Here is a 26,018-nt window from a genome sequence, read left to right as displayed (position 1 = left end):
GTTGATTGGTCTTGGCTCAGAGGTTGTCACGGAACCATCCTCCGATCCGGCTGAAGAAGCCGCCGCCCGCGGCGCCGCTCTCCTCCAGCCCCGGGCCCGAGCCGACCAGGTCGGCGGGCCCCGAAATGGCGTAGGCCAGCAGGCCCGTCGCCGTCGAAAAGCTCGGCCCCGCCGTCGCCTCGGCCAGGCCGTCGAGGCCCAGCGGGCGACCCATGCGGACCTGCTTGTCCAGCACCAGCTGGGCCAGCTCGCGCGCGCCCTGCAGCTGCGAGCCGCCGCCGGTCAGCACCACGCGGCGGCCGAAGGCCTTGTCGAAGCCGCTGGCCTCGAGCCGCGAGCGCACCATCTCGAAGATCTCCTCCATCCGGGGCTGGATGATCCCGGTCAGCAGGCTCTTCGGCACATGGGTCGGCTGGCTGTCCTCTTCCTCGCCGACCTGCGGCACGTCGATCACCTCGCGGTCGTCGGCGACCGAGGGCAGGGCCGAGCCGTAGAGGGTCTTCATCCGCTCGGCATGGACCACCGGCGTGGTCAGGCCGCGGGCGATGTCGTTGGTGACATGGGCGCCGCCGACCGGCAGGCAGTCGGCGAAGACCAGCCGGCCTTCGATGAACACCGCCAGCGAGGTGGTGCCGCCGCCCATGTCGATCACGGTGCAGCCCAGCTCGCGCTCGTCCGGCACCAGGCAGGCCAGGCCCGAGGCGTAGGGCGAGAGGATGACGCTCTCGACCTCGAGATGGGCGCGGTTGACGCAGGCGGTCAGGTTGCGCACCGCGCCGGTGTTGGCGGTGATCAGGTGCAGGTCGATGCTCAGGGATTCGCCGACCATGCCGCGCGGGTCGCGCACGCCGCGGACCTCGTCGAGGCCGTAGCTGATCGGCACGGCGTGGATCACCTCGGCATCGGTGGCGATGCTGCCGTTGAAGGCGCGGGCGGCGCGGCGCAGGTCGTTGTCGGTTACCTCGCGGCCGCCGACCGGGACCTGGAGCGACAGGCTCTGCGACGCCGGATGGCCGCCGGAGAGGTTGACGATCACCTCGTTGACGGTCTCGCCGGCCATCTGCTCGGCCGCCTGCACCGCCAAAGCGATGGTCTTCTCGGCCGCGTCGAGCTCGACGATCGAACCGGCGCGGACGCCGCGGCTGGCCTGGTGGCCGATGCCGATCACCTGGGCCTTGCCCTCGTCGACGACGCGGGCGATGAAGCACACGACCTTGGTCGTGCCGAGATCCACCGCAGCGACGATCGAGCCCCTGGCGCGGGTGCGGGGGCGGCGCATCGCGTTAAATCCCATCAGAGCCATCCGCGCCACCCATCACGACTTGTCCTTGGTCGGGGCGCGCTGCGCCGCCGCCGCGGGGGTGAGCTGGATGACCATGCGGTCGCCCAGGCGCAGATCGATCGCCACGATGTCGCGGTCCAGCACCGAATCCTTCCGCTGCGCCTCGTCCAGCTTGGCCAGCGCCGGGGCGACGTCGCCGTCCGGCAGCCGCACGGTGACGTGGTTGTCGAGCATCAGGTCCCAGCGCCGGCCGCCGACCCGCATGGCCGAGCGGATCCGGCGGGCGATGTCCGGCGTCTTCGACAGGGCGTCGATCAGCGCCGCCGCGGTCGCGGCCGCGTCGCCGCCGACCACCATCGGCAGGTCCGGATAATCGGCCACCGACGGCACCGGCAGGACATGGCCCTCGCGGTCGATCAGGCTGAAGCTCTGGTTGTTCTGCCACAGCGCCAGCGGCATCCGCTCCTCGATCCGGACGAACACCGTGTCCGGCAGCCGGCGCTCGACGCTGGCCGACCGGATCCAGGGGACATCCAGCAGCGCCGCCTGGGCCGCGTCGGGATCGAGGTCGAAGATCGGGTCGCCGCGGCCGACGCCGAGCGCCGCCATGATCACGCCGCCATCGACCGAGCGCCGGCCCTCGACCAGCACCTCCTGCACCGAGAAGCCGGCCGCCACGGTCAGGCCCATCACGGCGCCGTGGATGCCGCGCCCGGCCGCGGTCAGCGTGCCGCTGGTCCACAGCGCGGCCAGCAGGCCGAACACGGCGATGCCGCCCAGCGCCATGCCGCCCAGGCGCAGCGCCGCCGCCCGGCGCCGATCCATCGGCTTGCGGCGGACCGAGGTGCCGCCGCTGCCGCGCCGGCGCGCGGCGTCGGGCTCGGCGCTCAGCGACCGCATGCGGCGTCCTCCAGCAGCCATTCGCACAGATCGGCGAAGTCGACGCCGATGTGCCTGGCCTGCTCCGGCACCAGCGAGATCGGGGTGAAGCCCGGCTGGGTGTTGATCTCGAGGAAGTACAGCCCCTCGGTCCCCGGCCGGGTGTCGTCCCAGCGGAAGTCGGTGCGGCTGATGCCGCGGCAGCCGAGGGTGCGGTGCGCCAGCAGCGCCAGGCGCATGGCCTCGGCCGAGACCTCCTCCGGCACCTGTGCCGGCAGGGTGTGGACGGCGTGGCCCTCGGTGTATTTCGCATCGTAGTCGAAGAAGGCGTGGGTGTGCGCGATCTCGGTCACGGTCAGGGCGCGGTCGCCCATCACGCCGACCGTCAGCTCGCGGCCGGAGATGTATTCCTCGACCAGCGCGTCGCCATAGCCCCAGCCAGCCAGGTCGATCGCCGGCACGTTGTCGTTGGCGCGGACGATGCGGACGCCGACGCTGGAGCCCTCCGCCGCCGGCTTGACCACATAGGGCGGCTCCATCAGATGGCGCTCGGCCACCTGCTCCGGCTTTGCCACCACGCCGCGGGCGGTGCGGATGCCGACGGCGCCGACCACCTGCTTGGTCGCCGGCTTGGACATGGCGATCGCCGAGGGCCGCACGCCGGAATGGGTGTAGGGCAGGCCCAGCATGTCGAGCACGCCCTGGATCGTGCCGTCCTCGCCGCCCTTGCCGTGCAGGGCGTTGAACACCACGTCCGGCGCCGGCCGCAGGGCGCGCAGCAGCGCCTCGAGGTCGCGGCCGACATCGATCAGATCGACCCGGTGGCCGCGCCCGCGCAGCGCCACGGCAACGGCCTGGCCGGAGACGAGGCTGACCTCGCGCTCCGCCGACCAGCCGCCGTAGAGGACTGCAACGGACTTCGTCATCGGGCGGTCCCCGCGACCTTCTTGGCGCGCAGCGCGTCGAGCTCGCCGGGCAGGGCGTTGGCCCAGGCGGTGATGTTGCCGGCGCCGAGGCAGACCACGAAGTCGCCCGGCTGGGCCAGGTCGTAGGCGAGCTGGGGCAGCGCCTCCGGCCCCGGCAGCGGGATCACCCGGCGGTGGCCGCTGTCGCGCAGCCCCTCGACCAGGGCCGAGCGGGTGGCGCCTTCGACCGGCGCTTCGCCGGCAGCATAGACATCCGCGACCACGACGATGTCGGCATCGTTGAAGCAGGTGCAGAATTCCTGGAACAGGCTGGCCAGCCGGCTGTAGCGGTGCGGCTGCACCACGGCGATCACCTTGTGCTTCTGGGCCGCGGCCCGGGCCGCCTTGAGCACCGCCGCAATCTCCACCGGGTGGTGGCCGTAATCGTCGATCACCGTCACACCGCCCGACTCGCCGGTCTTGGTGAACCGGCGCTTGACCCCGCTGAAGCGGGCCAGGGATTCGATGATCTGCCCGTCGTCCATTCCCATCTCATGGGCCACGGCGATAGCGGCCAACGCATTCTGGATATTGTGTTGGCCCAGCATTGGCAACACAATATCGCGTATCGAACGGCTTTTTCCGGACTGCCGATCCTGGAGCACGGCGGTGAAGCGGGAGCCGCGCGTTTCGATCGAAAAATCGATCGCGCGGATGTCGGCCTGCGGGCTGAATCCGTAGGTCACGATGCGCCGGTCGGTGACCCGCGAGATCAGCGCCTGCACCTCGGGATGGTCGATGCAGAGGACGGCGAAGCCGTAGAACGGCGTGTTGGTGACGAACTGCTCGAACGCCGCCTTCACCGAGTCGAAATCGCCGTAGAAATCGAGATGCTCGGGGTCGATGTTGGTGACCACGACGATGGTCGCCGGCAGCCGGGTGAAGGTGCCGTCGCTCTCGTCGGCCTCCACCACCATCCAGTCGCCCTGGCCGAGCCGGGCGTTGGTGCCGTAGGCGTTGATGATGCCGCCATTGATCACGGTCGGGTCCATGCCGGCGCCGTCGATCATCGCCGCCACCAGGCTGGTGGTGGTGGTCTTGCCGTGGGTGCCGCCGATCGCGATCGACCATTTCAGCCGCATCAGCTCGGCCAGCATCTCGGCCCGGCGCACCACCGGGATCGAAGCGGCGCGGGCGGCCTTGACCTCCGGGTTGTCGCTCTTCACCGCCGAGGAGATGACGACCACCGCGGCGTCGCCGAGATGGGCCGCGGCATGGCCGATCTTGACGTCGATGCCGGCCTTGCGCAGGCGCAGGACGTTGGCGCTCTCGGCCACGTCGCTGCCCTGCACCGAATAGCCGAGATTGTGCAGGATCTCGGCGATCCCGCTCATGCCGATGCCGCCGATCCCCACGAAGTGGATCATCCCAATGTCGAGCGGCATCTGCCTCATCGGCGGTACTCCTAAACTCAGGCTCCAGTAGCGGCCGACGCGCGAGCGCCCGCCTCCTGCCCGGCAAGGGCGAGGACGAGATCGGCGAGTCGGTCGGCGGCATCCGGATGGGCTGCGGCGCGCGCGGCGCCGGCTGCTTCCACCAGAACGGAGGGGCGGGTGTACAGGTGTTCGAGACGCGATGCCAGCACTTCCGGAGTGAGCTCCGACTGCGGCATCAGCCACCCTCCGCCGGACCCTGCGATGGCCCTGGCGTTGGCGGTCTGGTGGTCGTCCATGGCGAAGGGATAGGGCACCAGAATGGCGGGGCGGCCGATGACGCCGAGCTCCGCGACCGTCGACGCGCCGGACCGGCAGATCACCAGCTGGGCCGCGGCCAGCCGTTCCGGCACGTCGTCGAAGAAGGTCGACAGCGTCGCGTCGGCGCCGATCGCGGCGTAGCGGCCGCGGCAGGCCTCGATGTCCTCGGGCCGGGACTGCTGCACGATCGAGAGGCGGGTCCGCAGCGCCTCCGGCAGCAGCGCCACCGCGGCCGGGATCAGCTCGCTGAACACCCGCGCGCCCTGGCTGCCGCCGAGCACCAGCAGGGTCAGCCTGCCCTCCTCCGCCGGCGCCGGATAGGGCGCGCCGGACTTGGCCGCGATGGCCGGGCGGACCGGGTTGCCGGTGACCTCGACTCGACGGCCTCCCTGGCCTGCCGCCGCCTGCAGCGGGAAGCCGGTGGCGATGGCGGCGGCGCGGCCTGCCAGCCAGCGGTTGACCCGGCCCAGCAGGGCGTTCTGTTCGTGCAGCAGCACCGGGATGCCGGCGCGGGAAGCGGCCAGCACGGTCGGGGCCGAGGGATAGCCGCCGAAGCCGACCACGGCGGCGGGGCGGTGCCGGCGCAGCACGCCGCGGGCATCGAGATAGCCGAGGCCGAGCAGCGTCGCGGTCCTGAGCTTGCCGAGCAGCCCCGGCGCCACGGTGGCGGAGCGGACGGCATCGACCGGAACCTCGGGCAGCCGGTCGCCGAAGGCGCGGCCGCGCGGATCGGTCGCCAGGCGCACGCTGTGGCCGCGGGCGATCAGCGTCCGCGCCAGCGCCTCCGCCGGGAAGACATGGCCGCCGGTGCCGCCCGCGGCCAGCAGGATGGGCCGGACATCCCTCACCGGATCCCGCTTCCGGCATGCCGCCGGGTCAGCGCCAGCACCATGCCCATGCCATAGCCGAGCGCGATCAGGGACGAGCCGCCATAGGAGACGAAGGGCAAGGTCATGCCCTTGGTCGGGATCAGGTGCAGGGTCGAGGCCATGTTGATCGCGGCCTGCAGCCCGAACTGGGTGACCAGCCCGACCACCGCCAGCATGATGAACAGGTTGGTCTCGTTCATCACCCGCGACAGGCCGCGGACGACGATGAAGGCGAACAGCGCCACCAGCAGCAGGCAGAAGAACAGGCCGAACTCCTCGCCGCCGACGGCGAAGATGAAGTCGGCATGGGCGTCCGGCAGGTACAGCTTGACCGAGCCCTCGCCCGGGCCGGTGCCGAACAGCCCGCCATTGGTGAAGGCCTCGAGCGCGCGGTCGACCTGGTAGTTGTCGCCGGTCGACGGGTCGAGGAAGCGGTCGATGCGGCTGCGCACATGCTCGAACAGGAAGTAGGAGCCGACCAGGCCGCCGGTGCCGAGGCCGATCAGCCCGATCACCAGGAACATCGGCAGGCCGGCGATGAAGAACTGGATGAACCAGACCGCGGTGACCACCACGGTCATGCCGAGATCCGGCTGCGACAGCAGCAGGAAAGCGATCAGGCCGTAGAGCACGGTCGAGGCGATGTAACCGGGGAAGCCGGGCCGGGTCTTCTGCTGCGCGAACAGCCATGCGGCGGCCACGGCGAAGGCCGGCTTGACGAATTCCGAGGGCTGCAGCGACAGGCCCGGCAGCTGGATCCAGCGGGTCGCGCCCTTGATCTCGACCCCGACGAACAGCGTGGCGAAGACGCCGAGCATCGACAGCAGCAGCACGATCGCCGCGGTGCGCCGGATCGCCCCCGGGCTCATCAGCGAGACCATGAAGGTCAGCACGATGGCCGGCAGCAGCATCATCAGATGGCGTTCGATGAAGTAGAACTCGCCGAGATTGATGCGCTGGGCCACGGCCGGGCTGGCGGCGAGGATCAGGATCGAGCCGATGCCCATGATGATGCCGAGCAGCAGCAGCATCCAGCGGTCGACGGTCCACCACCAGCGGCCGATGACCGAGCTGTCGGCGCGATCCAGGGTCACCATCTAGAGCTCCCCCCTTTCCACCCGGACCTGCAGGCCCTTGACCGAGGCGGCGAAGGCCTCGCCCCGCGCCTCGAAATTCGCGAACTGGTCGAAGGAGGCGCAGGCCGGCGACAGCAGCACCACGGCGCCGGCGACGCCGTCGGCCTTGGCGGCCCGGTAGGCGGCCTCGATCGCGGCGTCGAGGTCGGTCGAGCGCTGATACGGGACCTTGCCGTCGAGATGCGCGGCGAATTTCGGCGTGCCCTCGCCGATCAGGAAGGCCTGGGCGACGCGCGGCAGGTAAGGGTCGACCGCCTCCAGCCCGCCCTCCTTGGGCCGGCCGCCGGCGATCCAGTAGATCGTGTCGTAGGAGCCGAGCGCCTTGGCCGCCGCGTCCGGGTTGGTGCCCTTGCTGTCGTTGACGAAGCGGATGCCGGCGATGGTGCCGACCAGCTGCTGGCGATGGGCCAGGCCGGGGAAGGTGCGGATCGCCGCGGCCAGCACGTCCTCAGCGACGCCGGCGGCGCGCGCGGCGGCCCAGACGCAGGCGGCGTTCTGGCCGTTATGGGCGCCTGGCAGCGCCGGTGCCTGGCGCAGGTCGAGCACCGCGCGGGCCTCGCCCTCGGTGGCGTCGTGCAGCACGAAGTCGCGGACGAAGACGCCGCCCTGGACCGCGCGATCGGCCGAGATCGGGATCACCCGGATCTCCGGCCGCGACTTGGTCTTCTCGAACACCGTGCGGGAATAATCGTCGTCGACGCCAATCACCGCGGTGCCGCCCGGGCGGATGCCGTCGAGCAGCCGGGTCTTGGCGGCGACGTAGCCGGCCATGTCGGGATAGCGGTCGAGATGGTCCGGCGTGATGTTGATGAAGACGCCGATCGACCAGGGCACCTCGGTGATGGTCTCGAGCTGATAGGACGAGACCTCGAGCAGGTACCAGCCGCCAGGCCCGACCGGGCGCAGGCCGAGCGCGGCGGGGCCGAGATTGCCGCCGGCCTCGGAATCGATGCCCGCCGCCTCGAACACGTGCTGCAGCAGCGCCGTGGTGGTCGACTTGCCGTTGGTGCCGGTGACGCCAAGGAAGCCGGCCTCCGGCAGTGCCTCAGCCAGCAGGTCGATGTCGCCGACCAGGCGGCTGCCGGCCTCCAGCGCCCGCGCCACCGCCGGATGCGGCCGCGGGTGGGTGCGCGGGATGCCGGGGCTGAGCATCACCAGGTCGATGCCGGCCATGCCCTCGGCGGCGAAGTCGCGCACCGGCACGCCCTCGCGCTCGGCGAAGGAGCGGCCGGCGACCTTGTCGTCCCAGGCCGCGACCTCGACCCCCGCCGCCTTCAGCGCCCGGATCGCGGCGGTGCCGGACTTGCCGAGGCCGAGGACGGCGACGCTGCGGCCCTGGAGATGCGAGAGGTCGATCATCCGATCACCTCAGCTTCAGGCTGGACAGGCCGATCAGGGCCAGGATCACGGCGATGATCCAGAACCGGATGACAATGGTCGGCTCGGCCCAGCCCTTCTTTTCGTAGTGGTGGTGCAGCGGCGCCATGCGGAACACCCGCTTGCCGGTCAGCTTGAAGCTGGCGACCTGGACGATCACCGACACCGCCTCGAGCACGAACAGGCCGCCGATGATCGCCAGCACCAGCTCATGCTTGGTGATCATGGCGATGGCACCGAGCGCGCCGCCCATCGACAGCGAGCCGGTGTCGCCCATGAACACCATGGCCGGGGGCGCGTTGAACCAGAGGAAGCCGAGCGCACCGCCGATCAGCGCGCCGCAGAACACCGCCAGCTCGCCGGCGCCCGGGGCGTGGTGGATCTGCAGGTAACCGGCGAACACCGCGTTGCCGGCCAGATAGGCGATCAGGCCGAAGCAGGTGGCGGCGATGATCACCGGCATGGTGGCGAGGCCGTCGAGCCCGTCGGTCAGGTTGACCGCGTTCGAGGAGCCGACCATGACCAGCATCGCGAAGGGGAAGAACAGGACGCCGAGCTCGACCATGACATCCTTGAGGAACGGGATCGCGACCGCGGTCTCGCGCACCTCCGGCGTCACCTGCAGGTACCAGAACACGGCGACCAGGGCGATCGCCCCCTGCACCACCAGCTTCAGCCTGCCGGACAGGCCCTTGGGGTTGCGCTTGGTCAGCTTCAGATAATCGTCGCCGAAGCCGACCAGGCCGAAGCCGACCGTGACCAGCAGGACGATCCAGACGAAGGCGTTGCGCAGATCGGCCCAGAGCAGGGTCGAGACCACGATCGCGATCAGGATCATCAGCCCGCCCATGGTCGGCGTGCCGCGCTTCTTGAAATGCCCCTCCGGCCCGTCCTCGCGGATCGGCTGCCCCGCCCCCTGCCGCGACTTCAGCCACCGGATCATCGCCGGGCCGATGACGAAGGCGATGACGAGCGCCGTCATCACCGCCGCCCCGGTGCGGAAGGTCAGGTACCGGAACAGGTTGAAGACGAGCGCCTGGTCGGCGAGCGGGGCGAAGAGGGCCGGAAGCACCGGGACCGTTCCTTTCAGAGGCCGTTGGTCAGAGGCCGTTGGCGACGCGCTTGGGCGAGGCCTGGGGGGCCCGGTTCTCGCGCGCCACGTGCAGATGTTCCAGCGCCTCGACCAGCACGGCCATGCGGCTGCCGAGCGAGCCCTTGACCATGACGCAGTCGCCCGGGCGCACCGCCTCGGCGAGGATCGGCGCCAGGGCGGCGCTGTCGGCCGCATGGGCACCGCGCCGGCCTTCCGGCAGCGCGTCGTGCAGCTGCTTCATGTCCGGGCCGCAGGTGAAGACGAGGTCGATGTCGTTGGCCAGGATGTGCTGCTTCAGCCCCGCATGCAGGGCCGGCGCGTCGGGCCCGAGCTCCAGCATGTCGCCGAGCACGGCGATGCGGCGCCCGTCCGGGCCGCTGTCGACCCCGCCCAGCACAGCCAGGCTGGCGGCGACCGAAACCGGGCTGGCGTTGTAGCTCTCGTCGATCAGCACCAGCTTGCCGGCCTGGCCGCCGCGCTGCAGCTCGATGGTGACGCGGGCGCCGCGGCCGCGCAGCGGCGTGATCCGGCCCATGGCGCGGGCGGCGCCGGCGATGTTGGCGCCCATCGCCTTGGCCGCCAGCAGCACCGACAGGCTGTTCAGCACCCAGTGCTTGCCCGGGGCCGACAGGGTATAGCGCAGCGGTTCGCCCAGGATCACGGCGTTGACCGCGCTGGCGGCGGTGTGCAGCGAGCAGTCGACCAGCCGGGCATCGGCCTCGGCATGCTCGCCGAAGCTCCAGATCCGGCCGACACCCTGGGTCCGGGCATGGGCGACCAGCCGCGGGAAGAACGGGTTGTCGCGGTTCAGGATCGCCGTGCTCTCCGGCCCCATGCCGCGGAAGATCTCGGCCTTGGCGTCGGCGATGCCGTCGACCGAGTCGAAATGGGCGGCGTGCACCGCCTCGACATTGGTGATGATGGCGACGTCCGGCTCGACCAGCCGCGACAGCGGCGCGATCTCGCCGGCATGGTTCATGCCCAGCTCGAACACGCCGTAGGCGACCTGCTCCGGCATTCGCGACAGGCTCAGCGGGGCGCCCCACTGGTTGTTCAGGTTGCCCTGCGAGGCATAGGCCGGCGCGGTGGCCGACAGAGCCAGCTTCAGCGCCTCCTTGGTGCTGGTCTTGCCGACCGAGCCGGTGACCCCGACGACCCGCGCCTCGCTGCGCATGCGGGCGAAGCGCGCCAGGTCGGTCAGCCCGTCCAGGGTGTCGTCGACCACCAGCAGCGGCGCGTCATGCGGCACGCCCTGCGGCACCCGGTCGACCATGACCGCCGCGGCGCCCTTGGCCAGGGCGTCCTTGACGTAGTCGTGGCCGTCGAAATTCGGCCCCCGCAGCGCCACGAACAGGTCGCCCGCCACGACCGAGCGGCTGTCGATCGAGACGCCGGTCGCCGCCCACTCGCCGACCTGCATCCCGTTGGTTGCGGCGGCCGCCTCCGCGGCCGGCCAGAGCGCAGGATTGGTCATGGCGTTCGTCTCCATCGCGGATCGCTCTTCACTTCGGTCACGGCTGCGCGCGCCTGCTCCGCATCGTCGAACGGGCGTACGTCATCGCCGATAATCTGGCCCGTCTCATGGCCTTTTCCGGCCACCACCAGGACATCGCCGGGGCCGAGCCCCTGGACCGCGGCGCGGATGGCCTCGGCCCGGTCGCCGATCTCGTCGGCGCCGGGGCAGCCGGCCAGCACCTGGCGGCGGATCTCGGCCGGGTTCTCGCTGCGCGGGTTGTCGTCGGTGACGATCACGCGGTCGGCCAGGCGCGCCGCGATCTCGCCCATCAGCGGGCGCTTGGCGCGGTCGCGGTCGCCGCCGCAGCCGAACACCACGACCAGCGCACCATGGGTGTGCGGGCGCAGGGCATTCAGCACCGTCTCCAGCGCCCCCGGCTTGTGCGAGTAGTCGACATAGACCGGGGCGCCGTTCGGATGGCTGGCCACCAGCTCGACCCGGCCGGGAATGCCCTTGAGCTGCTCCAGCAGCCCGGCCGCGGCGTCGAGGTCGGCGCCGTCGGCCACCACCAGGGCGAGCGCGGTCAGCACGTTGTAAGCCTGGAAGCCGCCGACCAGCGGCAGCTCCGTCCGATACGCCCTGCCGCCGGCGGTGAAGCGCAGGTCGATGCCGTGGGGCAGCGGCTCGGCGAGGTCCAGCCGGAACTCCTGGCCGGCGCGGCCCAGCGTCAGCGCGGTGCGGCCGGCGGCGCGGGTGCGGGCGACGAGGCCCGCCGCCTCCGGCACGTCGGCATTGATCACGGCGGTGCCGCCGGGCTGCAGCACCTGGTCGAACAGTCGCGCCTTGGCCGCCAGATATTCCGCCATCGTGGCGTGGTAGTCGAGATGGTCCTGGGTGAAGTTGGTGAAGGCGGCCAGCGTCACTCGCACCCCGTCCAGCCGGAACTGGTCGAGGCCGTGCGACGACGCTTCCATGGCCAGCCTGGTCACCCCGGCCGCGGCCAGGTCGGCCAGCTCGGCATGCAGCGCCACCGGGTCGGGCGTGGTCAGCGAGCCGTAGCGCTCACGCCCCGGCGCCATCACCCCCAGAGTGCCCAGGCTGGCCGCCTGGTGGCCCAGGAGGATCCAGAGCTGGCGCGCGAAGTTGACGGTCGAGGTCTTGCCGCTGGTGCCGGTGACCGCGGCGATGGTGGCCGGCTGCTGGCCGTAGAACGCCGCCGCCATCAGCGCCAGGCGCCGCCGCGGATTCGGATCGGTGATCAGCGTGGCGGTGGCGCCGGGCGGCAGCACCGTGCCCTCGGGCGCCAGGATGGCCGCGGCGCCGGCCGTCAGAGCATCGGCGATGAAGGCGCGGCCGTCGGCGCGCGCGCCCGGCAGGGCCGCGAACAGGAAGCCGGGCCGAACCGCGCGGGAATCCGCGGTCAGTCCCTTCAGGCCGGCAGGCAGAGTGGAGGCGTCGCCGCTCATCCCTCTTCCTCCTCCGGGACCGCCGCGACCTGCGGGGCGCTGCGGCCGCCCGGTGTCACGGCCAGCGCGTCCAGGATCGCCGGGTCGTTCGGATCCTTCGGCTCGACGCCCATCATCGGCCCCATGCGGGCGATGATCCGACCGCCCAGTGGCGCCGCGTTCCAGCCCGCGGTGTTGTAGCCATACGTGCCTTCGATCGCCTGGGCATCCTCCAGCATGGTCATGACGATGTATTTCGGATCATAGGCCGGGAAGATCCCGACGAAATCGGTCACGCCGGCCTTGCGGTTGTAGCCGCCGCGCACCGCCTTGTTGGCCGAGCCGGTCTTGGCGCCGACGAAATAGCCGGGCACCTCTGCCTTGGTCGCGGTGCCGCTGACGACCACGACGCGCATCAGCGCCCGCATGATCCGCGACAGCTCGGGCGACATCACCCGCGTTCCCGGCACCGGCCGGGACGGGTCGTGCTTGAACAGCGTCGGCGGATGAAGGGTGCCGCCATTGACCACGGCGGCGACCGCGCTGACCAGCTGGACCGGCGTGACCGCCATGCCGTGACCGTAGGCGATGGTCATGCCGCTGACCTGGGTCCAGGGCTGCGGCACCATCGGCGCCCCGACCTCCGGCAGCTCGAGCGGCGAGGGCGTGGTCAGGCCGAGCCGGGCCAGGAACTCCTTCTGCCGCTGGAGCCCGGCCGCCTCGAACATGTGCACCGAGCCGGTGTTCATCGACTGCCGGAAGATCTCGTAGACGCTCCACCGCCCGGACTGCGGCTCGGCCCGGAAGTTGCGGATGGTGAAGCGGCCGATCCGGATCGGGCTCTGCTCATAGGTGGTCTGCAGGGTCGAGGTGCCGCTTTCCAGCGCCAGGGCGGTGTTAAAGATCTTGAAGGTCGAGCCCATCTCGTACACGCCGAGCGTGTTCCGGTTGAACAGGGCGTCATCCGACGCCGCGGTCGGCTCGTAAGGGTTGAAGTCCGGCAGCGAGACCATGGACAGGATCTCGCCGGTCTTGACGTCCATGATGATGACGTTGCCGGCCGTCGCCTTGAACTTGGCGATCGTGGCCTGCAGCTCGTTCCGCACCATCTCCTGCAGCCGCAGGTCGATCGACAGCGCCACCGACTCGCCGTTCCGCAGGCGGTCGTCGAGGCTCTTCTCCAACCCGGCGATGCCCTGGGCGTCGATGTTGGTGAAGCCGACGACGTGCGATGTCAGCCCGCCGGACGGATAGTAACGGCGCTCCTCGTTCTGGAAGGCCAGGCCGGGGATGCCGAGACGGTTGATCTCATACTGCTGGGCCGGGGTCAGGCCGCGCTTCAGCCAGACGAAGCGGCGGTCCGACGACAGATCGGCCAGCAGCTTGTCCTGCTTCAGATCCGGCAGCACCTTGCTCAGCTTCAGCGACGCCTCGATCGGGTCGATCACCAGCTTCGGGTCGGCGTAGAGCGACATCGAAGGCAGCGTGGTGGCCAGGATCAGCCCGTTGCGGTCGCGCAGATCGGCCCGGTCGCTGGCGGAGCCGACCATGGCGACCGGCGCGCCCTCGCCGGTGTCGGCGAACGCCATCAGCCGGACCAGCCCCGTGCCGATGCCGGCGAAGGCCATGCCGAAGACCAGCGCGGTGACGACCACGCGCTGCCGGCCGGTCTCGATCGCCGCGGCCAGGGTGCGGCCGGAGCGGCCGGCGTCGGCCTGGATGGTCCGGGAGCCGGGATGCGCGAGGGGGAGGTCGGAGGCGATGGCCATCGCTCAGTCCTCGTTCCCGCCCGAGACATTGGCGACCACCGCATTGGCCGGCGGCGCCAGCATCTGCAGGATCGCCGGATCCTTCGGGTTCTTCGGCTCGACCCCCAGCATCGGCCCCATCCGGGCGATGATCCGGCCACCCAAGGGCGCCGAGTTCCAGCCGGCGCTGGCGAAGCCGTAGGTGCCCTTGATCGGCTGCGGGTCGTCCAGCATGGTCATGACGACATATTTCGGATCGTAGATCGGAAACACGCCGACGAAATCGGTCACCCGGGCCCGCCGGTTGTAGCCGCCGCGCGCCGCCTTGTCGGCCGTGCCGGTCTTGCCGCCGACGAAGTAGCCCGGCACCTCGGCCTTGGTCGCGGTGCCGCCGGTGACCACGGCGCGCATCAGCATCCGCATCGTGCGCGACAGGTCGGCCGAGATCACGCGCTTGCCCGGGACCGGCTGCGAGGGATCGCGCTTGAACAGGGTCGGCGGGTGCAGGATGCCGCCATTGACGATGGCGCTGACCGCGGTGATCAGCGACAGCGGCGACACCGCCATGCCATGGCCGTAGGCGATGGTCATGCCGCTGACCTTGCTCCAGGGATGCGGCACCATCGGGGCGCCGACCTCGGGCAGGTCGATCGGGGCCGGCCTGGTCAGGCCGAGCCGGGTCAGGAACTCCTTCTGCCGGTCGACGCCGGCCGCCTCCTCCATGTGCACCGAGCCGGTGTTGAGCGACAGCCGGAAGATCTCGTAGACGCTGAGCATCCCCGACTGGGGGTCGCCGCGGAAATTGTGGATGGTGAAGCGCCCGACACGGATCGGGCTCTCGTCATAGAGGCTGGTCAGGCTGGAGGTGCCGCTTTCCAGCGCCATCGCCGTGTTGAAGATCTTGAAGGTCGACCCGGGCTCGTACACGCCGAGCGTGTTCCGGTTGAACATCGCCTCCTCGGCGGGGCCGCCGGGCTCGTACGGGTTGAAGTCCGGCAGCGAGACCATCGCCAGGACCTCGCCGGTGTTGACGTCCATGATCAGGGCGTTGCCGCCCTGGGCGTGGAACTGCTCGACCGTCGCCTGCAGCTCGTCGCGCACCATCTCCTGCAGCCGCAGGTCGAGCGACAGCGCCACCGACTCGCCGTTCTGCAGGCGGTCGTCGAGGCTCTTCTCCAGCCCGGCGATGCCCTGGGCGTCGATGTTGGTGAAGCCGACGACGTGCGAGGTCAGGTTGCCGGCCGGGTAGTAGCGGCGTTCCTCGTTCTGGAAGGCCAGGCCCGGGATGCCGAGGCGGTTGACCTCGTATTGCTGGGTCGGAGTCAGGCCGCGCTTCAACCAGACGAAGCGCCGCTCCGACGACAGGTCGGCCAGCAGCTTGGCCTGGTCGAGATCGGGCAGCACCTTGGCCAGGCGCAGCGAGGCCTCGATCGGGTCCAGCACCAGCTTCGGGTCGGCGTAGAGCGACATCGACGGCAGCGTGGTGGCGACGATCAGACCGTTGCGGTCGCGCAGATCGGCCCGGTCTGCGGCCGGCACGGCGGCAGGCAGGGCATGGGTGGCGAGGGCGCTGTCGGCATCGCTGCCGAAGGCCATCAGGTCGACCAGCTTGAGGCCGATCGCACCGAAGGTGACGCTGAACACGAGGGCGCTGATGACGATGCGCTGGCGGCCCGTCTCGATGGCCGCGGAAAGCCGTTGAGCCGGCCGAAAGGCCGGCTCAGTCTGCCGCGGTGAAGCTCGGGTTCCGTCCAGCGCGTCAGCCGTCATCGAATTCCCCGCGGCGCCTCGAGGCCGGAGAGCAGTGCGCCGATCGGATCATCCGATGCGGCGGCCCGGGTCGGGGACAGGGCCTGGGCCACGGCCTCCAGCGGCGCGGTGGGCCGGCGCGGCGCCACCACCGGCCGGATCGGGACGTCGGCGGCCGCGACCCTTGCGACGGGTGCTGCCGAAACCGGGGCCACCACCGGCGCCGCCCGGACCTCGACGGCGGCGACCTGGACCGGCGCAACGACCGGCTGGGCCGGGGCGGCGGCCGGCTGAGGCGAAACGGCTGGGATCTGGACAGGCATCGGCGCGGCCGCGGCAAGGAGGAGTCCGCCCTCGCCGGGCCGGTGGCCAGGCAGGGGCACGGGCCCGAAGCTGGGCAGCGCATCGACCTGGGCGACCAGCGACGCCGGCGGCGCCATCGGCTCGCCGTCGAGCGACGGCAGCGGCATCGGGAGATCCGCCGCGCTGGCGAGCATCTGCGTCGGCGCGATCGGGCGCAGCTTCGTAAACTGGTCCGTCAGCGCCTGCAAGCGCGACGGCTGGTTCAGGAACGCCCATTCGGCATGCATCACCCGGATCGAATCCTGTTCCCGCAGGATCGACCGGTTGAGGCCGCGCAGATCGCCTTCCAGCGACTGCACCTCGTAGCTGGTCTTGAACAGGAACGCGCTCGACGCCCCGATGAGGCCGAGCCAGATCATCGTGCCGACGCGGATCATGCTGCCACCCTCCCCCTCTCCCCGCCGCCCCGGCCAACCGGCGGCCAGGCCGGAGCCTCGCTCCGGATCGCCGACCGCAGCCGCGCCGACCGGGCGCGCGGGTTGCTGCGGGTCTCCGTCTCGCCCGCCGTGACCGACCGCTTGGCCGCCAGGCGGAAGCTCGGCGCCCGGGTCTCGCCGCCGGGCGCCGCGACATGGCGCGAGACGCCGCCGCCGGCGCCGCTGCGCTCCGCCAGGAAGCGCTTGACGCGGCGATCCTCCAGGCTGTGGAAAGTGACCACGGCGAGCCGTCCCCCGGGCCGAAGCAGGCGTTCGGCCCCGCTCAAGCCGTGGTCGAGTTCCGTCAGTTCCTCATTCACCCACAGGCGCAACGCCTGGAAGGTGCGCGTCGCCGGATCGATGCCGTCCTTCGACCGCGGCACCACCCGGCGCACGATCTCGGCCAGCTGCAACGTGCGCTCGATCCGCGCTTCCTTGCGGGCCGCGACGATGGCGCGGGCGACGCGGCGCGACAGGCGCTCCTCGCCGAAATCGTAGATCACGTTGGCGAGGTCGTCCTCGGCCATGACGTTGACCACGTCGGCCGCGCTCTGCCCATCCCGCCCCATGCGCATGTCGAGCGGACCGTCGGCGCGGAAGGAGAAGCCGCGCGCCGGGTCGTCGAGCTGCGGCGAGGACACGCCGAGATCCAGCACCACCCCGTCCGCCTGCTCGCCGACCAGCGCATCCATGGCGCCGAAACGGCCCTCGATGATGCGGAACCGGCCCGGCTGCTCGGCCTCCAGCCGGCGCCCCTCCGCCACTGCCTCGGGGTCGCGGTCGATGCCGACCACCCGGCAGTCGGCGGCGGCCAGCAGGCCGCGGGCATAGCCGCCGCGGCCGAAGGTGCCGTCGACGATCAGGTCGCCGTCGCGCGGCGCCACAGCCGCCACGATCTCGTTCAGCAGGACCGGGATGTGGGCGCCGCTCATGCAGCACCTCCATTGGCGCCGGCCCCGTTGCCTCCAGCCCGCGCCAGAGTCAGGTCGCGCGAGGCGGCCAGGCGGGCCTGCTGATGCGCCTTGAGCGCCTCCGGCTCCCAGATCTGGAATCGGCTGCCCATGCCCATGAAGGCGACGCTCTCGGTGATGCCCGCCAGATCCAGCATGTGCCGCGGCAGGATGATCCGCCCCTCCGGATCCATCTGCAGTTGCTGCGTCTCGGAAAATTCGCGGATTTCCAGGGCCTCGCGCTCCGGCGAGTACAGGTCCATCGCGTCGAGCCGGCGCTGGACCTCGTCCATGTAGGCTTCGGTGACCCCGTCCAGGGCCTGGCGGTCCGGGGAGGGCTTCAGGTTCACGATCGGAGCGCCCAGCGCCTCCAAGGTCGCGCGGAAGGGAGCGGGCACGCTGACCCGCCCCTTCCTGTCGACCTTGTTGACGTAGGTGCCCGTGAACCGAGCCATCCATCCCCCCAGCGGCGTGCCCCGCCGCCTCAACACCCCCGTCGCCCACACCCCGGAAGTGGACGATCGACCCCATCCGATGGGAGTTCATGGGATATCATGGGCAACGGTGGAACGCAATGGGACGGGCCGGTCAAATCATGGGAAATCAATGGATTTCCTGTATCCGTGGCTTTTTGGCCGCTTTGACGGGACTCTTCGACTGTCTCCGGAACAAAACCCAAGTTGGAGCGCTTCTTTCGACTCCGATCTTGAGATCGTTTTTCTTTTGTTCTCATCTCGAGACAAGAGAATGCGGCCCGGACGCTGTCCGGCCGCTCGGCGGCGAAGCTTGGAAAGGCGGCAGATGGCCTGTAAGCCGGGTTCTGTCCCCGGCCCCGTATCCTTGCGGACGGCGGGCCGAGGGATGGCCATTCCTCTGGGACGACGGTCGCCCGTCGCCTCGCGCGACCAACCCGGGCGGCAGGCGGAAACGCCTGTCGGCCCATGGTTTCCCATGAGCCGCCCCGCCCCTATTCGGTCTTGCTCCCGGTGGGGTTTACCGTGCCGCGACCGTTGCCGGCCTCGCGGTGCGCTCTTACCGCACCCTTTCACCCTTACCCGGCCGGAGCCGGGCGGTTTGCTTTCTGTGGCACTGTCCCTGGGGTCGCCCCCGCCGGGCGTTACCCGGCACCGTGTTTCCGTGGAGCCCGGACTTTCCTCCCCGCCGGGCCGAAGCCCGGCAGAGCGGCCATCCGGCCATCTGCCGGCGTTGGTATAGGCACCCGGCGGCCGGACCGCAAGGCGGCCCATGCCGTCCCATGACAAAGATGTGACGCCGGCTTTATGCGTAGCCTCTCCCGCTTGCGAGACCTGTTCAGAATGTCCTCGGATTGTCTCTGAGGCTCGCGACGACATCGGCCGAAAGCAAAATGAGTCCCCCCTCCCCTCGCGGGAGGGGGCTAAGGGGGAGGGGGTTTTCGACACCAGAACGGGCCTGAATCTGGTGATCTGGCCCTGATGGCGAAGCCCATCCTTTGCGCATTCGCGCGCGGACGCGCGCAGACCCCTCCCCCTGCCCCCCACCCGCAAGGGGAGGGGGGACTAAAAAAGGAGCGGGTCCAGCTATTCTGAAAAGGTCTCGCTTGCGGGAGAGGCAATACGAACTGACCGGCGGAGCGTGTCTATTCTGCCGGCTTGGTCAGGTCCGACAGCTTCTCCCGCTGCCGGCCCTCGGCGTCGAAATTCGCAGGGGCGAGCCAGCGCTCGAAGGCGGCGCGCAGCCGCGGCCATTCGCCGTCGATGATCGAGAACCAGGCGGTGTCGCGGTTGCGGCCCTTGTAGACCAGGGCCTGGCGGAACAGCCCCTCATACTGGAAGCCGAGGCGGGCGGCCGCGGCGCGCGACGGTGCGTTCAGGCTGTCGCATTTCCACTCGTAACGGCGGTAGCCGAGCTCGTCGAACACCCGGCGCATCATCAGGAACATCGCCTCGGTCGCCATCGGCGTGCGCTGCAGCAGCGGCGAGAAATGGATGTGCCCGACCTCGATCACCCCGTTCGCCGGGTCGATGCGGAGATAGGAGGCGACGCCGACCGCCCGGCCGGTGGCGCGGTCGATCACCGTGTGGAACAGCGGGTCGCTGCCCGCCGCCATCTTGTCCAGCCAGGCGCGGAAATCGCCGAACGCCGCGAACGGGCCGATGCCGAGATAGGTCCAGTTGCGGCCGTCCTGGTCCCGGCCCATCGCCTCGAACAGCTCCTCGGCGTGGCGGGCGGGGTCGAGCGGCTCGAGCCGGCAGGTGCGGCCCTCCATCGGCGTGCGCGGCGGCAGCGGCCGCTTCTCCCAGCCGGGAACGGGGGCGCCGATCGGCTGGCCCAGGGCGTTGGTGAGATCGGCCATCATCGGTCTCCGTTCACTCGCCGGCTTCGGCCGGGGCCATCGCGCCCCGGACATTGGCCCGCAGGATGTCGTCGAAGCCCCGGCCGGGCGCATAGGGCTCGGTGCCGGCGCCGGGGGCGATGCCGGCCGGCAGCAGCGGGCAGGGCTGCAGCGCGCCGATGGTCTCGGCGATCGGGATCACCCCGGCCCAGATGCCGGCGGCGAGGTCGTCCTCGTCGTCATGCGGCGGGCCGCTGCGGATCTTCACGCTGGCCTCCTCGATCTCCATCCCGATCAGCGTGGTGGCCCGCACCTCCTTCACCGTCGGGCGCCGCATCTCCGCCACCCGGCCGGGGAACAGCCGCTCGACATAGGCGTCGAGCGCCTCCAGCTTGTGCGCCTCGTCCTCGACCTTCGAAGCGGTGCCGAACACCATCACCGCGCGGTAGTTCATCGAGCAGTTGAAGCCGGAGCGGGCGAGCACCAGCCCGTCGATATGGGTGGCGGTCAGGCAGACCGGCAGGCCCACGCCCTGCCCCTGCAGCATCCGGCTGACCGAGGAGCCGTGCCAGTACAGCCGGTCGCCGTCGCGCCAATAGGCGGTCGGGGTGCAGTAGGGCTGGCCGTCGAGGACATAGGCGATATGGCAGACCACGCCGGCGTCGAGCACGGCGTGGACCGTGGCGCGGTCATAGGCACCGCGCTTGGCCAGGCGCTTCAGCCTGACGCGGGCGGAGGGGACGATCTCATTCATGGCGGTCCTCGGAACGGCATTGGCCTTCTCGATGACGCCGGAGAAGGCAATTGGAAAGGTCCAATTCCGCGCGGCCGGCCCGACCAATCGCTAGCGGAAGCCGCGCAGCACCGCGCCGAGGGTGCGGGCGGCGGCGTCGAGGGCCTGGGGCGGGAAGCCGGTGAAGCCGAGGATCAGCGCCCGGCGCGGCGGCGCCGCGATGTGCATCGGCGACAGCGGGCGGACCACCAGGCCGCGCCGCCGCGCCGCCTCGGCCACAGCGACATCATCCAGCCCCGGCCGCAGGTCGGCGACGAGATACATGCCGCGGTCGATCGGGGCGACGGTCAGGTCGCCGCCCGCCTCCGCCGCCAGCGCCGCGGTCAGCCGCTCGCGTCGCTCGGCATATTCCTGGCGCATGCGGCGGATGTGCCGGGTGAAATGGCCCTCGTTGATGAAGTCGACCAGCACGTCGTCGAGGATGGTCGACGGGAAGCGGTCAGCGGCGTTGCGGATGGCGGCGAAGCGGTCGACCAGCTCCGGCGGCAGCACCACGTAGCCGACGCGCAGTCCGGGGAACAGCACCTTGCTGAGGGTGCCGAGATAGATGACGCGGCCGTGCCGGTCCAAGCCCTGCAGGGCCGAGAGCGGCCGGCCGGAGAAGCGGAACTCGCTGTCGTAGTCGTCCTCGATCACCCAGCGCCCGTCGCGCGCCCAATCGAGCAGCGCCAGCCGCCGTGGCAGGCTCATCGCCACGCCCAGCGGGTAATGATGCGTCGGGGTGCAGTACAGCAGCCGCGCCTCGGGCTCCAGCGCCAGGCCGGCGGCGACGTCCAGCCCCTGATCGTCGACCGGCACCGGGGCGATCCGCAGCCGGTGCTGGCGCAGGCAGGCCAGCGCCGCCGGGTAGCACGGGTCCTCGATCCAGGCCGGGTCGCCGGCCTGCGCCACGGCGCTCAGCACCAGGTCCAGCCCCTGCTGGCTGCCGGAGACGATGGCGATGCGGTCGGCGTCGCAGGCGACGGAGCGCGACACCCGGAGGTACTCGGCCAGCGCCTCGCGCAGCGGCCGGTGGCCCATCGGATCGCCATAGCCGCGCTGGCGCACGCCGATGCCGCGCAGATGCCGCTGCACCAGCCGGCCCCAGGCGCGCTCGGTGGCCGGGTGCATGCCGCAGAAGCCGGCGGCGAAGGGCACGGACTCACTGCGCCAAGCGGGGGCCACGGCGGCTTTGCCGGGGCTCTCGGCCGGTGCGGCCGGCTGGTCCTCCGCCTCGATGCCGGCGGCGACATAGGTGCCGGCGCCGACCCGGCCGGCGACCACGCCCTCGGCCTGCAGCTGGTCATAGGCGGCGACGACGGTGGTGCGCGACACGCCGAGCCGGTCGGCCAGGATCCGGGTGGCCGGCAGCCGCGTGCCGGCCGGCACCACCCGGCGGGCGATCAGGTCGCGCAGCGCCAGGTGCAGCTGCTGGAACAGCGGCCGGCTGTCGTCCGGGTCGAGCCCGAGATCGATCAGGTCGATCCAGGAGACCGGGCGGTCGCGTATTGCACGACTGGAAGGACGCGCGGTCATGACGGGAACAGGATCGGGGCGTAGTCCATCGCCCCATGCAGGATGTGCAGCACCGTCACGGTGCTGGCTTCGAGCCGATAGAAGATCAGGTATAGTCCGTGCACACGCCAGCGAACCCCGTGATGCTCATACCTTGGCACGAAGGGAAAGTCCTTGGGGATGTTGGCCAGCCCCGTGCACCGGTCCCGCAGTTCCCGGACGAAGCTCACGGCGCGGGCCGGGTCATCTGCGGCGATGTGGTCGCCGATCGCTTCGAGATCGGCCTCGGCCGCGGCCGAGATGACGACGATCATGACGACCGCTTCGCCATTCCTTTATACTTCTCCTCCAGCCGGTCGAACACCTCGGCCGCGGGCTTCACCCGCCCCGCCTCGGCATCGGCCAGGCTCCGCGCCAGCGACGCATCGAGGGCCGACAGGCGGGCCTCTCTCTCCTGAATCAGCCGGACGCCTTCGCGCAGCACTTCGCTCTTGGAGTTGTAGCGGCCGGATTCGACCAGCTTCGCCACGAAGCTTTCGAGCTGCGCTCCCAAATCGGCGCTGATCATCGGCAATCCTTCCCAGACTGCGCCACACAGGGATTCATAATAATTATCAAACCATGCTGGCGCAACCGGAGTGGGGCGTCAGTCCTGTCGCAACCGTGCCACCAGGTCGGGCAGGGAGGCGATCTGGAAGCCCTTCTCCGCCGCATCGGCGACCAGCGCGCCGGCGTCGCCGCGGCCGGCCAGGACCTCGCCCGCGGCCCAGAGCAGGGTCGAGCGGGTGCCGCTGCGGCAATGCATCACCACCGGCTTCGGCGCCGACGCCAGGGCCTGCTGCATCGCCTCGACATCGCCCGGCGCGATTGAGGAGGAGGTGACCGGGATGTGGATATAGGTCAGGCCCAGCCGTTCGGCCTCGGCCCGCGCCTGCTCGGCCGGCAGCTGGCCCGGCTCCTCGCCGTCCGGCCGGTTGTTGATCAGGGTCTTCGCGCCCGAGGCCGCGATCTCCGCGATCGCCGCGCGATCCACCTGCGCCGCCGCAAACAGGCCGGGCGCGATCTCCGTCAGCTTGGCCATCAAGATCCTCTCACCGGTTCCGATTGGATGCCGGGACGCCAGCCGTCCCCACTCCCGCCCCGTTATTGTCATTGCCGGGCTTGACCCGGCAATCCAGAGAATGTCGACAGCCTCTGGATGCCCGGGTCAAGCCCGGGCATGACAGGAAAAAGGGCCGAAGGACAGCACGGAACGATCCATCACGTGACCTGCGCCTGGGCTTCGACCGCCTTCGGCCGGCGCAGGATGATGATGCCGACGCCGATCAGCGTGGCGATGCCGCCGAGCAGCAGCGACCAGCTTGCCGGCTCGTCCAGGAACAGCACGCCCGACAGCACGCCGAACACCGGCACCAGCAGCGTATAGGGCATGGTCTGGTTGACGGAATAGGTCCGCAGCAGCCGGTACCAGATGGCGTAGGAGAAGATCACCACGACCACCGCCTGGAAGGCGACGGCGATCCATGCCCATCCGCTGGCCCGGGTCACCGCCTGCCACTGGCCGTCCTCGATCAGCAGCGAGGCGCAGAGCAGCATCGGCGCGGCGAACAGCGACATCCAGCCATTGATGGTGGAGGGGTCGAGATCCGTCATCCGCTTCATCTGGATGTTGGCGCCGGCCCAGACGATCGCCGCCATCACGATCAGCCCGATCGCCCACAGGGCCGAGCTGTGCCGCGGCTCGCCGGCCAAAATGGCGACGCCGCCGATCGCCACCGCCATGCCGAGCGCCCGGCGCCAGCCGATCCGGTCGCCGAACAGCAGCATGGCCAGGAAAGCCGAGGCCGGCACCTGCACCTGGATGACGATCGCCGCCACTGCGGCATCGACATGCGCCAGCCCGACGAACATCAGCGAGAAATGGGTCAGCCCCAGCATCACCGCCAGGACCAGCACGTCGCGCCAGCGCCCGCGCGGCATCCGCACGAAGGGCACCAGCAGCACCGCCACCAGGCCGAAGCGCAGCGCCATGAACAGGAGCGGCGGCAGCTCCGCGAGGCCGTATTTCGCGATCACGAAGTTGTAGCCCCAGATCAGCATCACGCCGACGGCCAGCAGCAGGTCGAGCGGACGCATCATCAGGCGCCGAGCTCCTCCGCCAGGGACGCGAGCTCGAGCCAGCGTTCCTCCGCCGCCTCCCGCTCCGCCTCGGCGGCGGCGAGCCGGGCACTCTTCCTGGCGAAGCCGTCGGGGTCGCGGGCGTAGAGGCCAGGGTCGTGCAGCGCGTCGCCGAGCCGGGCGATCTCGGCGGTCAGCGCCTCGATCCGGCCGGGCAGCAGGTCGAGCTCGCGCTGGTCCTTGAAGCTGAGCTTGGTGCGCGGCTTCGAAGCCACGGGCCTGGCCGCCGGGGCGGAGCGTGCCACCGGGGCCGCCGCCTGGGCTGCCGGGCGCTGGCGCAGATAGTCGGTGTAGCCACCGACATACTCCGTCACCCGGCCCTGGCCCTCGACCGCGATCACCGAGGTCACCAGCCGGTCGAGGAAGTCGCGGTCGTGGCTGACCAGGATCAGCGTACCCTGGAAATCCGCCAGCACCTCTTCCAGCAGGTCCAGCGTCTCCAGGTCCAGGTCGTTGGTCGGCTCGTCCAGGATCAGCAGGTTGCTGGGCCGGGCGAACAGCTTGGCCAGCAGCAGCCGGCCGCGCTCGCCGCCCGACAGGCTCTTCACCGGGCTGAACATGCGCGAGGAATCGAACAGGAAGTCCGAGAGATAGGAGGCGATGTGCCGCTTCTGGTCGCCGACCTGGACATGGTCGCCGCCATGCGGCAGCAGCACGTCGCGCAGCGTGGTCTCGGGGTCGAGCGCGACGCGGGTCTGGTCGTAATAGGCGGGCTCCACCCCCGGCCCCAGCCGCACCGTCCCGGAATCCGGCCGCTCGGCCCCGGTCAGCACCTTGACCAGGGATGATTTGCCGGCGCCGTTCGGGCCGATCACGCCGATCCGGTCGCCGCGCGCCACGCGGGTGGAGAAATCCTGGACGATGACGGTGTCGCCATAGGCCTTGGACACATGCTCGGCCTCGATCACGCGGACCGCACCCCGGCCGGCCTCGGCGATGCCCAGCGCCGCGACGCCCTGGCGGTCGATCTGCGACCGGCGTTCGGCCCGCATGGCATAGAGGTTGCGCAGGCGGCCCTGGTTGCGCTTGCGCCGGGCGCTGATGCCCTGGCGCGACCAGGTGGTCTCGGACGCGATCCGCTTGTCGAGCCGCGCCCGCTCCGCCTCCTCCTGCGCCAGGATGGTCTCGCTCCATTCGTCGAACTCGGCGAAGGGCTTGTCCATCTGCCGCAGCACGCCGCGGTCGATCCACCAGCTGCGCTGCACCAGCGCGTTCAGGAAGGCACGGTCGTGGCTGATCAGCAGCAGCGCGCCGCGCCAGGCCTTGAGCTCGGCCTCGAGCCACTCGATGGTCGGCAGGTCGAGATGGTTGGTCGGCTCGTCCAGCAGCAGCACGTCGGGCTGGCCGACGACGGCGTGGGCGATGGCGGCGCGCCGCCCTTCCCCGCCCGACAGGGTGTCGGTCGACCGGTCTCCGTCGAGCTTGATCGCGGCCAGCACCTGCTCGACCCGCCAATGGTCATGGGCGCGGTCGGCGGGCAAGGCGGAGGCGACGTAGTCGGCCACGGTGGCGTGGACGGTCAGGTCCGGCTCCTGCGCCAGATAGGCGATGCGGATGCCGGGCTGGACGAAACGCTCGCCGCCGTCGAGATCGATCGTGCCGGCCAGCGCCTTCAGGATGGTCGACTTGCCGCTGCCGTTGCGGCCGACCAGGCAGGCCTTGTCGCCGGCCGAGAGCGCCAGGTCGACGCCGGTCCAGAGGGGATCGCCGCCGAAGGTGACGGCGGCGTTGCGAAGGCCGAGCAGGAGGGTCATGCGCCAAGGATCCGAGAGAGGCCGCCCTTGTCGCAACTATGGGCAGGCTTGACCAGCCCCGGA

General features: G+C 70.7%; 23 protein-coding genes and 1 other RNA gene. All 24 read right to left on the bottom strand.

From position 1 onward, the window contains the following. Window positions 1–16 precede the first annotated feature (16 nt). Complete coding sequence (ftsA, locus tag QFZ27_RS14235; protein ID WP_429227048.1) at window positions 17–1,294, bottom strand: cell division protein FtsA; 1,278 nt, start codon at window positions 1,292–1,294, stop codon at window positions 17–19. A gap of 21 nt (window positions 1,295–1,315) precedes the next feature. Next, window positions 1,316–2,182 (bottom strand): cell division protein FtsQ/DivIB, encoded by an 867-nt coding sequence (locus QFZ27_RS14230; RefSeq protein WP_429227047.1) that lies wholly within the window; start codon window positions 2,180–2,182, stop codon window positions 1,316–1,318. Then, complete coding sequence (locus QFZ27_RS14225) at window positions 2,170–3,087, bottom strand: D-alanine--D-alanine ligase (RefSeq protein WP_429227046.1); 918 nt, start codon at window positions 3,085–3,087, stop codon at window positions 2,170–2,172. Before QFZ27_RS14225 ends, QFZ27_RS14230 begins: the two co-directional genes overlap by 13 nt. Continuing rightward, window positions 3,084–4,520 carry a UDP-N-acetylmuramate--L-alanine ligase gene (gene murC / locus QFZ27_RS14220; RefSeq protein WP_429227045.1) on the bottom strand — a complete coding sequence of 479 codons (1,437 nt, stop codon included), beginning with the start codon at window positions 4,518–4,520 and terminating at the stop codon, window positions 3,084–3,086. Before murC ends, QFZ27_RS14225 begins: the two co-directional genes overlap by 4 nt. Window positions 4,521–4,537: 17 nt before the next feature. Continuing rightward, window positions 4,538–5,668 (bottom strand): undecaprenyldiphospho-muramoylpentapeptide beta-N-acetylglucosaminyltransferase, encoded by a 1,131-nt coding sequence (murG, locus tag QFZ27_RS14215; protein WP_429227044.1) that lies wholly within the window; start codon window positions 5,666–5,668, stop codon window positions 4,538–4,540. Further along, on the bottom strand, window positions 5,665–6,786 hold the full coding sequence (locus QFZ27_RS14210; RefSeq protein ID WP_429227043.1) for an FtsW/RodA/SpoVE family cell cycle protein: 1,122 nt from the start codon (window positions 6,784–6,786) through the stop codon (window positions 5,665–5,667). Before QFZ27_RS14210 ends, murG begins: the two co-directional genes overlap by 4 nt. After that, window positions 6,787–8,184: a UDP-N-acetylmuramoyl-L-alanine--D-glutamate ligase gene (murD, locus tag QFZ27_RS14205; protein ID WP_429227042.1), complete on the bottom strand. Its 1,398-nt coding sequence runs from the start codon at window positions 8,182–8,184 to the stop codon at window positions 6,787–6,789. Window positions 8,185–8,188: 4 nt separating this feature from the next. After that, complete coding sequence (mraY, locus tag QFZ27_RS14200) at window positions 8,189–9,274, bottom strand: phospho-N-acetylmuramoyl-pentapeptide-transferase (RefSeq protein ID WP_429227041.1); 1,086 nt, start codon at window positions 9,272–9,274, stop codon at window positions 8,189–8,191. Between the two features lie 28 nt (window positions 9,275–9,302). Further along, entirely contained in the window at window positions 9,303–10,769 is a 1,467-nt protein-coding gene (locus QFZ27_RS14195; RefSeq protein WP_429227040.1) for a UDP-N-acetylmuramoylalanyl-D-glutamyl-2,6-diaminopimelate--D-alanyl-D-alanine ligase, read from the bottom strand. Continuing rightward, on the bottom strand, window positions 10,766–12,217 hold the full coding sequence (locus QFZ27_RS14190) for a UDP-N-acetylmuramoyl-L-alanyl-D-glutamate--2,6-diaminopimelate ligase (RefSeq protein WP_429227039.1): 1,452 nt from the start codon (window positions 12,215–12,217) through the stop codon (window positions 10,766–10,768). Before QFZ27_RS14190 ends, QFZ27_RS14195 begins: the two co-directional genes overlap by 4 nt. Next, entirely contained in the window at window positions 12,214–13,965 is a 1,752-nt protein-coding gene (locus tag QFZ27_RS14185) for a peptidoglycan D,D-transpeptidase FtsI family protein (protein WP_429227038.1), read from the bottom strand. Before QFZ27_RS14185 ends, QFZ27_RS14190 begins: the two co-directional genes overlap by 4 nt. A gap of 3 nt (window positions 13,966–13,968) precedes the next feature. Beyond that, complete coding sequence (locus tag QFZ27_RS14180; protein ID WP_429227037.1) at window positions 13,969–15,714, bottom strand: peptidoglycan D,D-transpeptidase FtsI family protein; 1,746 nt, start codon at window positions 15,712–15,714, stop codon at window positions 13,969–13,971. Continuing rightward, the gene (gene ftsL / locus QFZ27_RS14175) at window positions 15,711–16,433 is read right to left on the bottom strand and encodes a cell division protein FtsL (RefSeq protein WP_429227036.1); all 723 of its coding nucleotides are present in this window, start codon (window positions 16,431–16,433) and stop codon (window positions 15,711–15,713) included. Before ftsL ends, QFZ27_RS14180 begins: the two co-directional genes overlap by 4 nt. Continuing rightward, the gene (gene rsmH / locus QFZ27_RS14170) at window positions 16,430–17,404 is read right to left on the bottom strand and encodes a 16S rRNA (cytosine(1402)-N(4))-methyltransferase RsmH (protein ID WP_429227035.1); all 975 of its coding nucleotides are present in this window, start codon (window positions 17,402–17,404) and stop codon (window positions 16,430–16,432) included. The genes ftsL and rsmH overlap by 4 nt, the downstream gene beginning before the upstream one ends. Further along, entirely contained in the window at window positions 17,401–17,877 is a 477-nt protein-coding gene (locus QFZ27_RS14165; protein ID WP_429227034.1) for a division/cell wall cluster transcriptional repressor MraZ, read from the bottom strand. The genes rsmH and QFZ27_RS14165 overlap by 4 nt, the downstream gene beginning before the upstream one ends. A 338-nt stretch (window positions 17,878–18,215) precedes the next feature. Next, window positions 18,216–18,623, bottom strand: an RNA gene (gene rnpB, locus QFZ27_RS14160) — RNase P RNA component class A. Window positions 18,624–19,040: 417 nt separating this feature from the next. Next, a complete protein-coding gene (locus QFZ27_RS14155) occupies window positions 19,041–19,757 on the bottom strand; it encodes a GNAT family N-acetyltransferase (RefSeq protein WP_429227033.1) in 717 nt (238 codons plus the stop codon). A gap of 13 nt (window positions 19,758–19,770) precedes the next feature. Continuing rightward, window positions 19,771–20,490 carry a pyridoxamine 5'-phosphate oxidase family protein gene (locus QFZ27_RS14150; RefSeq protein WP_429227032.1) on the bottom strand — a complete coding sequence of 240 codons (720 nt, stop codon included), beginning with the start codon at window positions 20,488–20,490 and terminating at the stop codon, window positions 19,771–19,773. Between the two features lie 90 nt (window positions 20,491–20,580). Further along, window positions 20,581–22,044, bottom strand: a complete 1,464-nt coding sequence (gene pdxR / locus QFZ27_RS14145; protein ID WP_429227031.1) for a MocR-like pyridoxine biosynthesis transcription factor PdxR — start codon at window positions 22,042–22,044, stop codon at window positions 20,581–20,583. Next, window positions 22,041–22,337, bottom strand: a complete 297-nt coding sequence (locus QFZ27_RS14140; protein ID WP_429227030.1) for a type II toxin-antitoxin system RelE/ParE family toxin — start codon at window positions 22,335–22,337, stop codon at window positions 22,041–22,043. Before QFZ27_RS14140 ends, pdxR begins: the two co-directional genes overlap by 4 nt. After that, entirely contained in the window at window positions 22,334–22,591 is a 258-nt protein-coding gene (locus QFZ27_RS14135) for a type II toxin-antitoxin system ParD family antitoxin (RefSeq protein ID WP_429227029.1), read from the bottom strand. Before QFZ27_RS14135 ends, QFZ27_RS14140 begins: the two co-directional genes overlap by 4 nt. Before the next feature lie 78 nt (window positions 22,592–22,669). After that, on the bottom strand, window positions 22,670–23,104 hold the full coding sequence (locus QFZ27_RS14130; protein ID WP_429227028.1) for a protein tyrosine phosphatase family protein: 435 nt from the start codon (window positions 23,102–23,104) through the stop codon (window positions 22,670–22,672). 179 nt (window positions 23,105–23,283) lie between these two features. Continuing rightward, the gene (locus QFZ27_RS14125) at window positions 23,284–24,162 is read right to left on the bottom strand and encodes a DMT family transporter (RefSeq protein WP_429227027.1); all 879 of its coding nucleotides are present in this window, start codon (window positions 24,160–24,162) and stop codon (window positions 23,284–23,286) included. Further along, entirely contained in the window at window positions 24,162–25,955 is a 1,794-nt protein-coding gene (locus QFZ27_RS14120; RefSeq protein WP_429227026.1) for an ABC-F family ATP-binding cassette domain-containing protein, read from the bottom strand. The genes QFZ27_RS14125 and QFZ27_RS14120 overlap by 1 nt, the downstream gene beginning before the upstream one ends. Between the last annotated feature and the right edge of the window lie 63 nt (window positions 25,956–26,018).

Source organism: Inquilinus ginsengisoli (assembly GCF_050434925.1).
GTDB lineage: Bacteria > Pseudomonadota > Alphaproteobacteria > DSM-16000 > Inquilinaceae > Inquilinus > Inquilinus ginsengisoli_B.
Note: the sequence above shows the minus strand (reverse complement) of the source record. Positions and strands in the feature narration are given on the sequence as shown.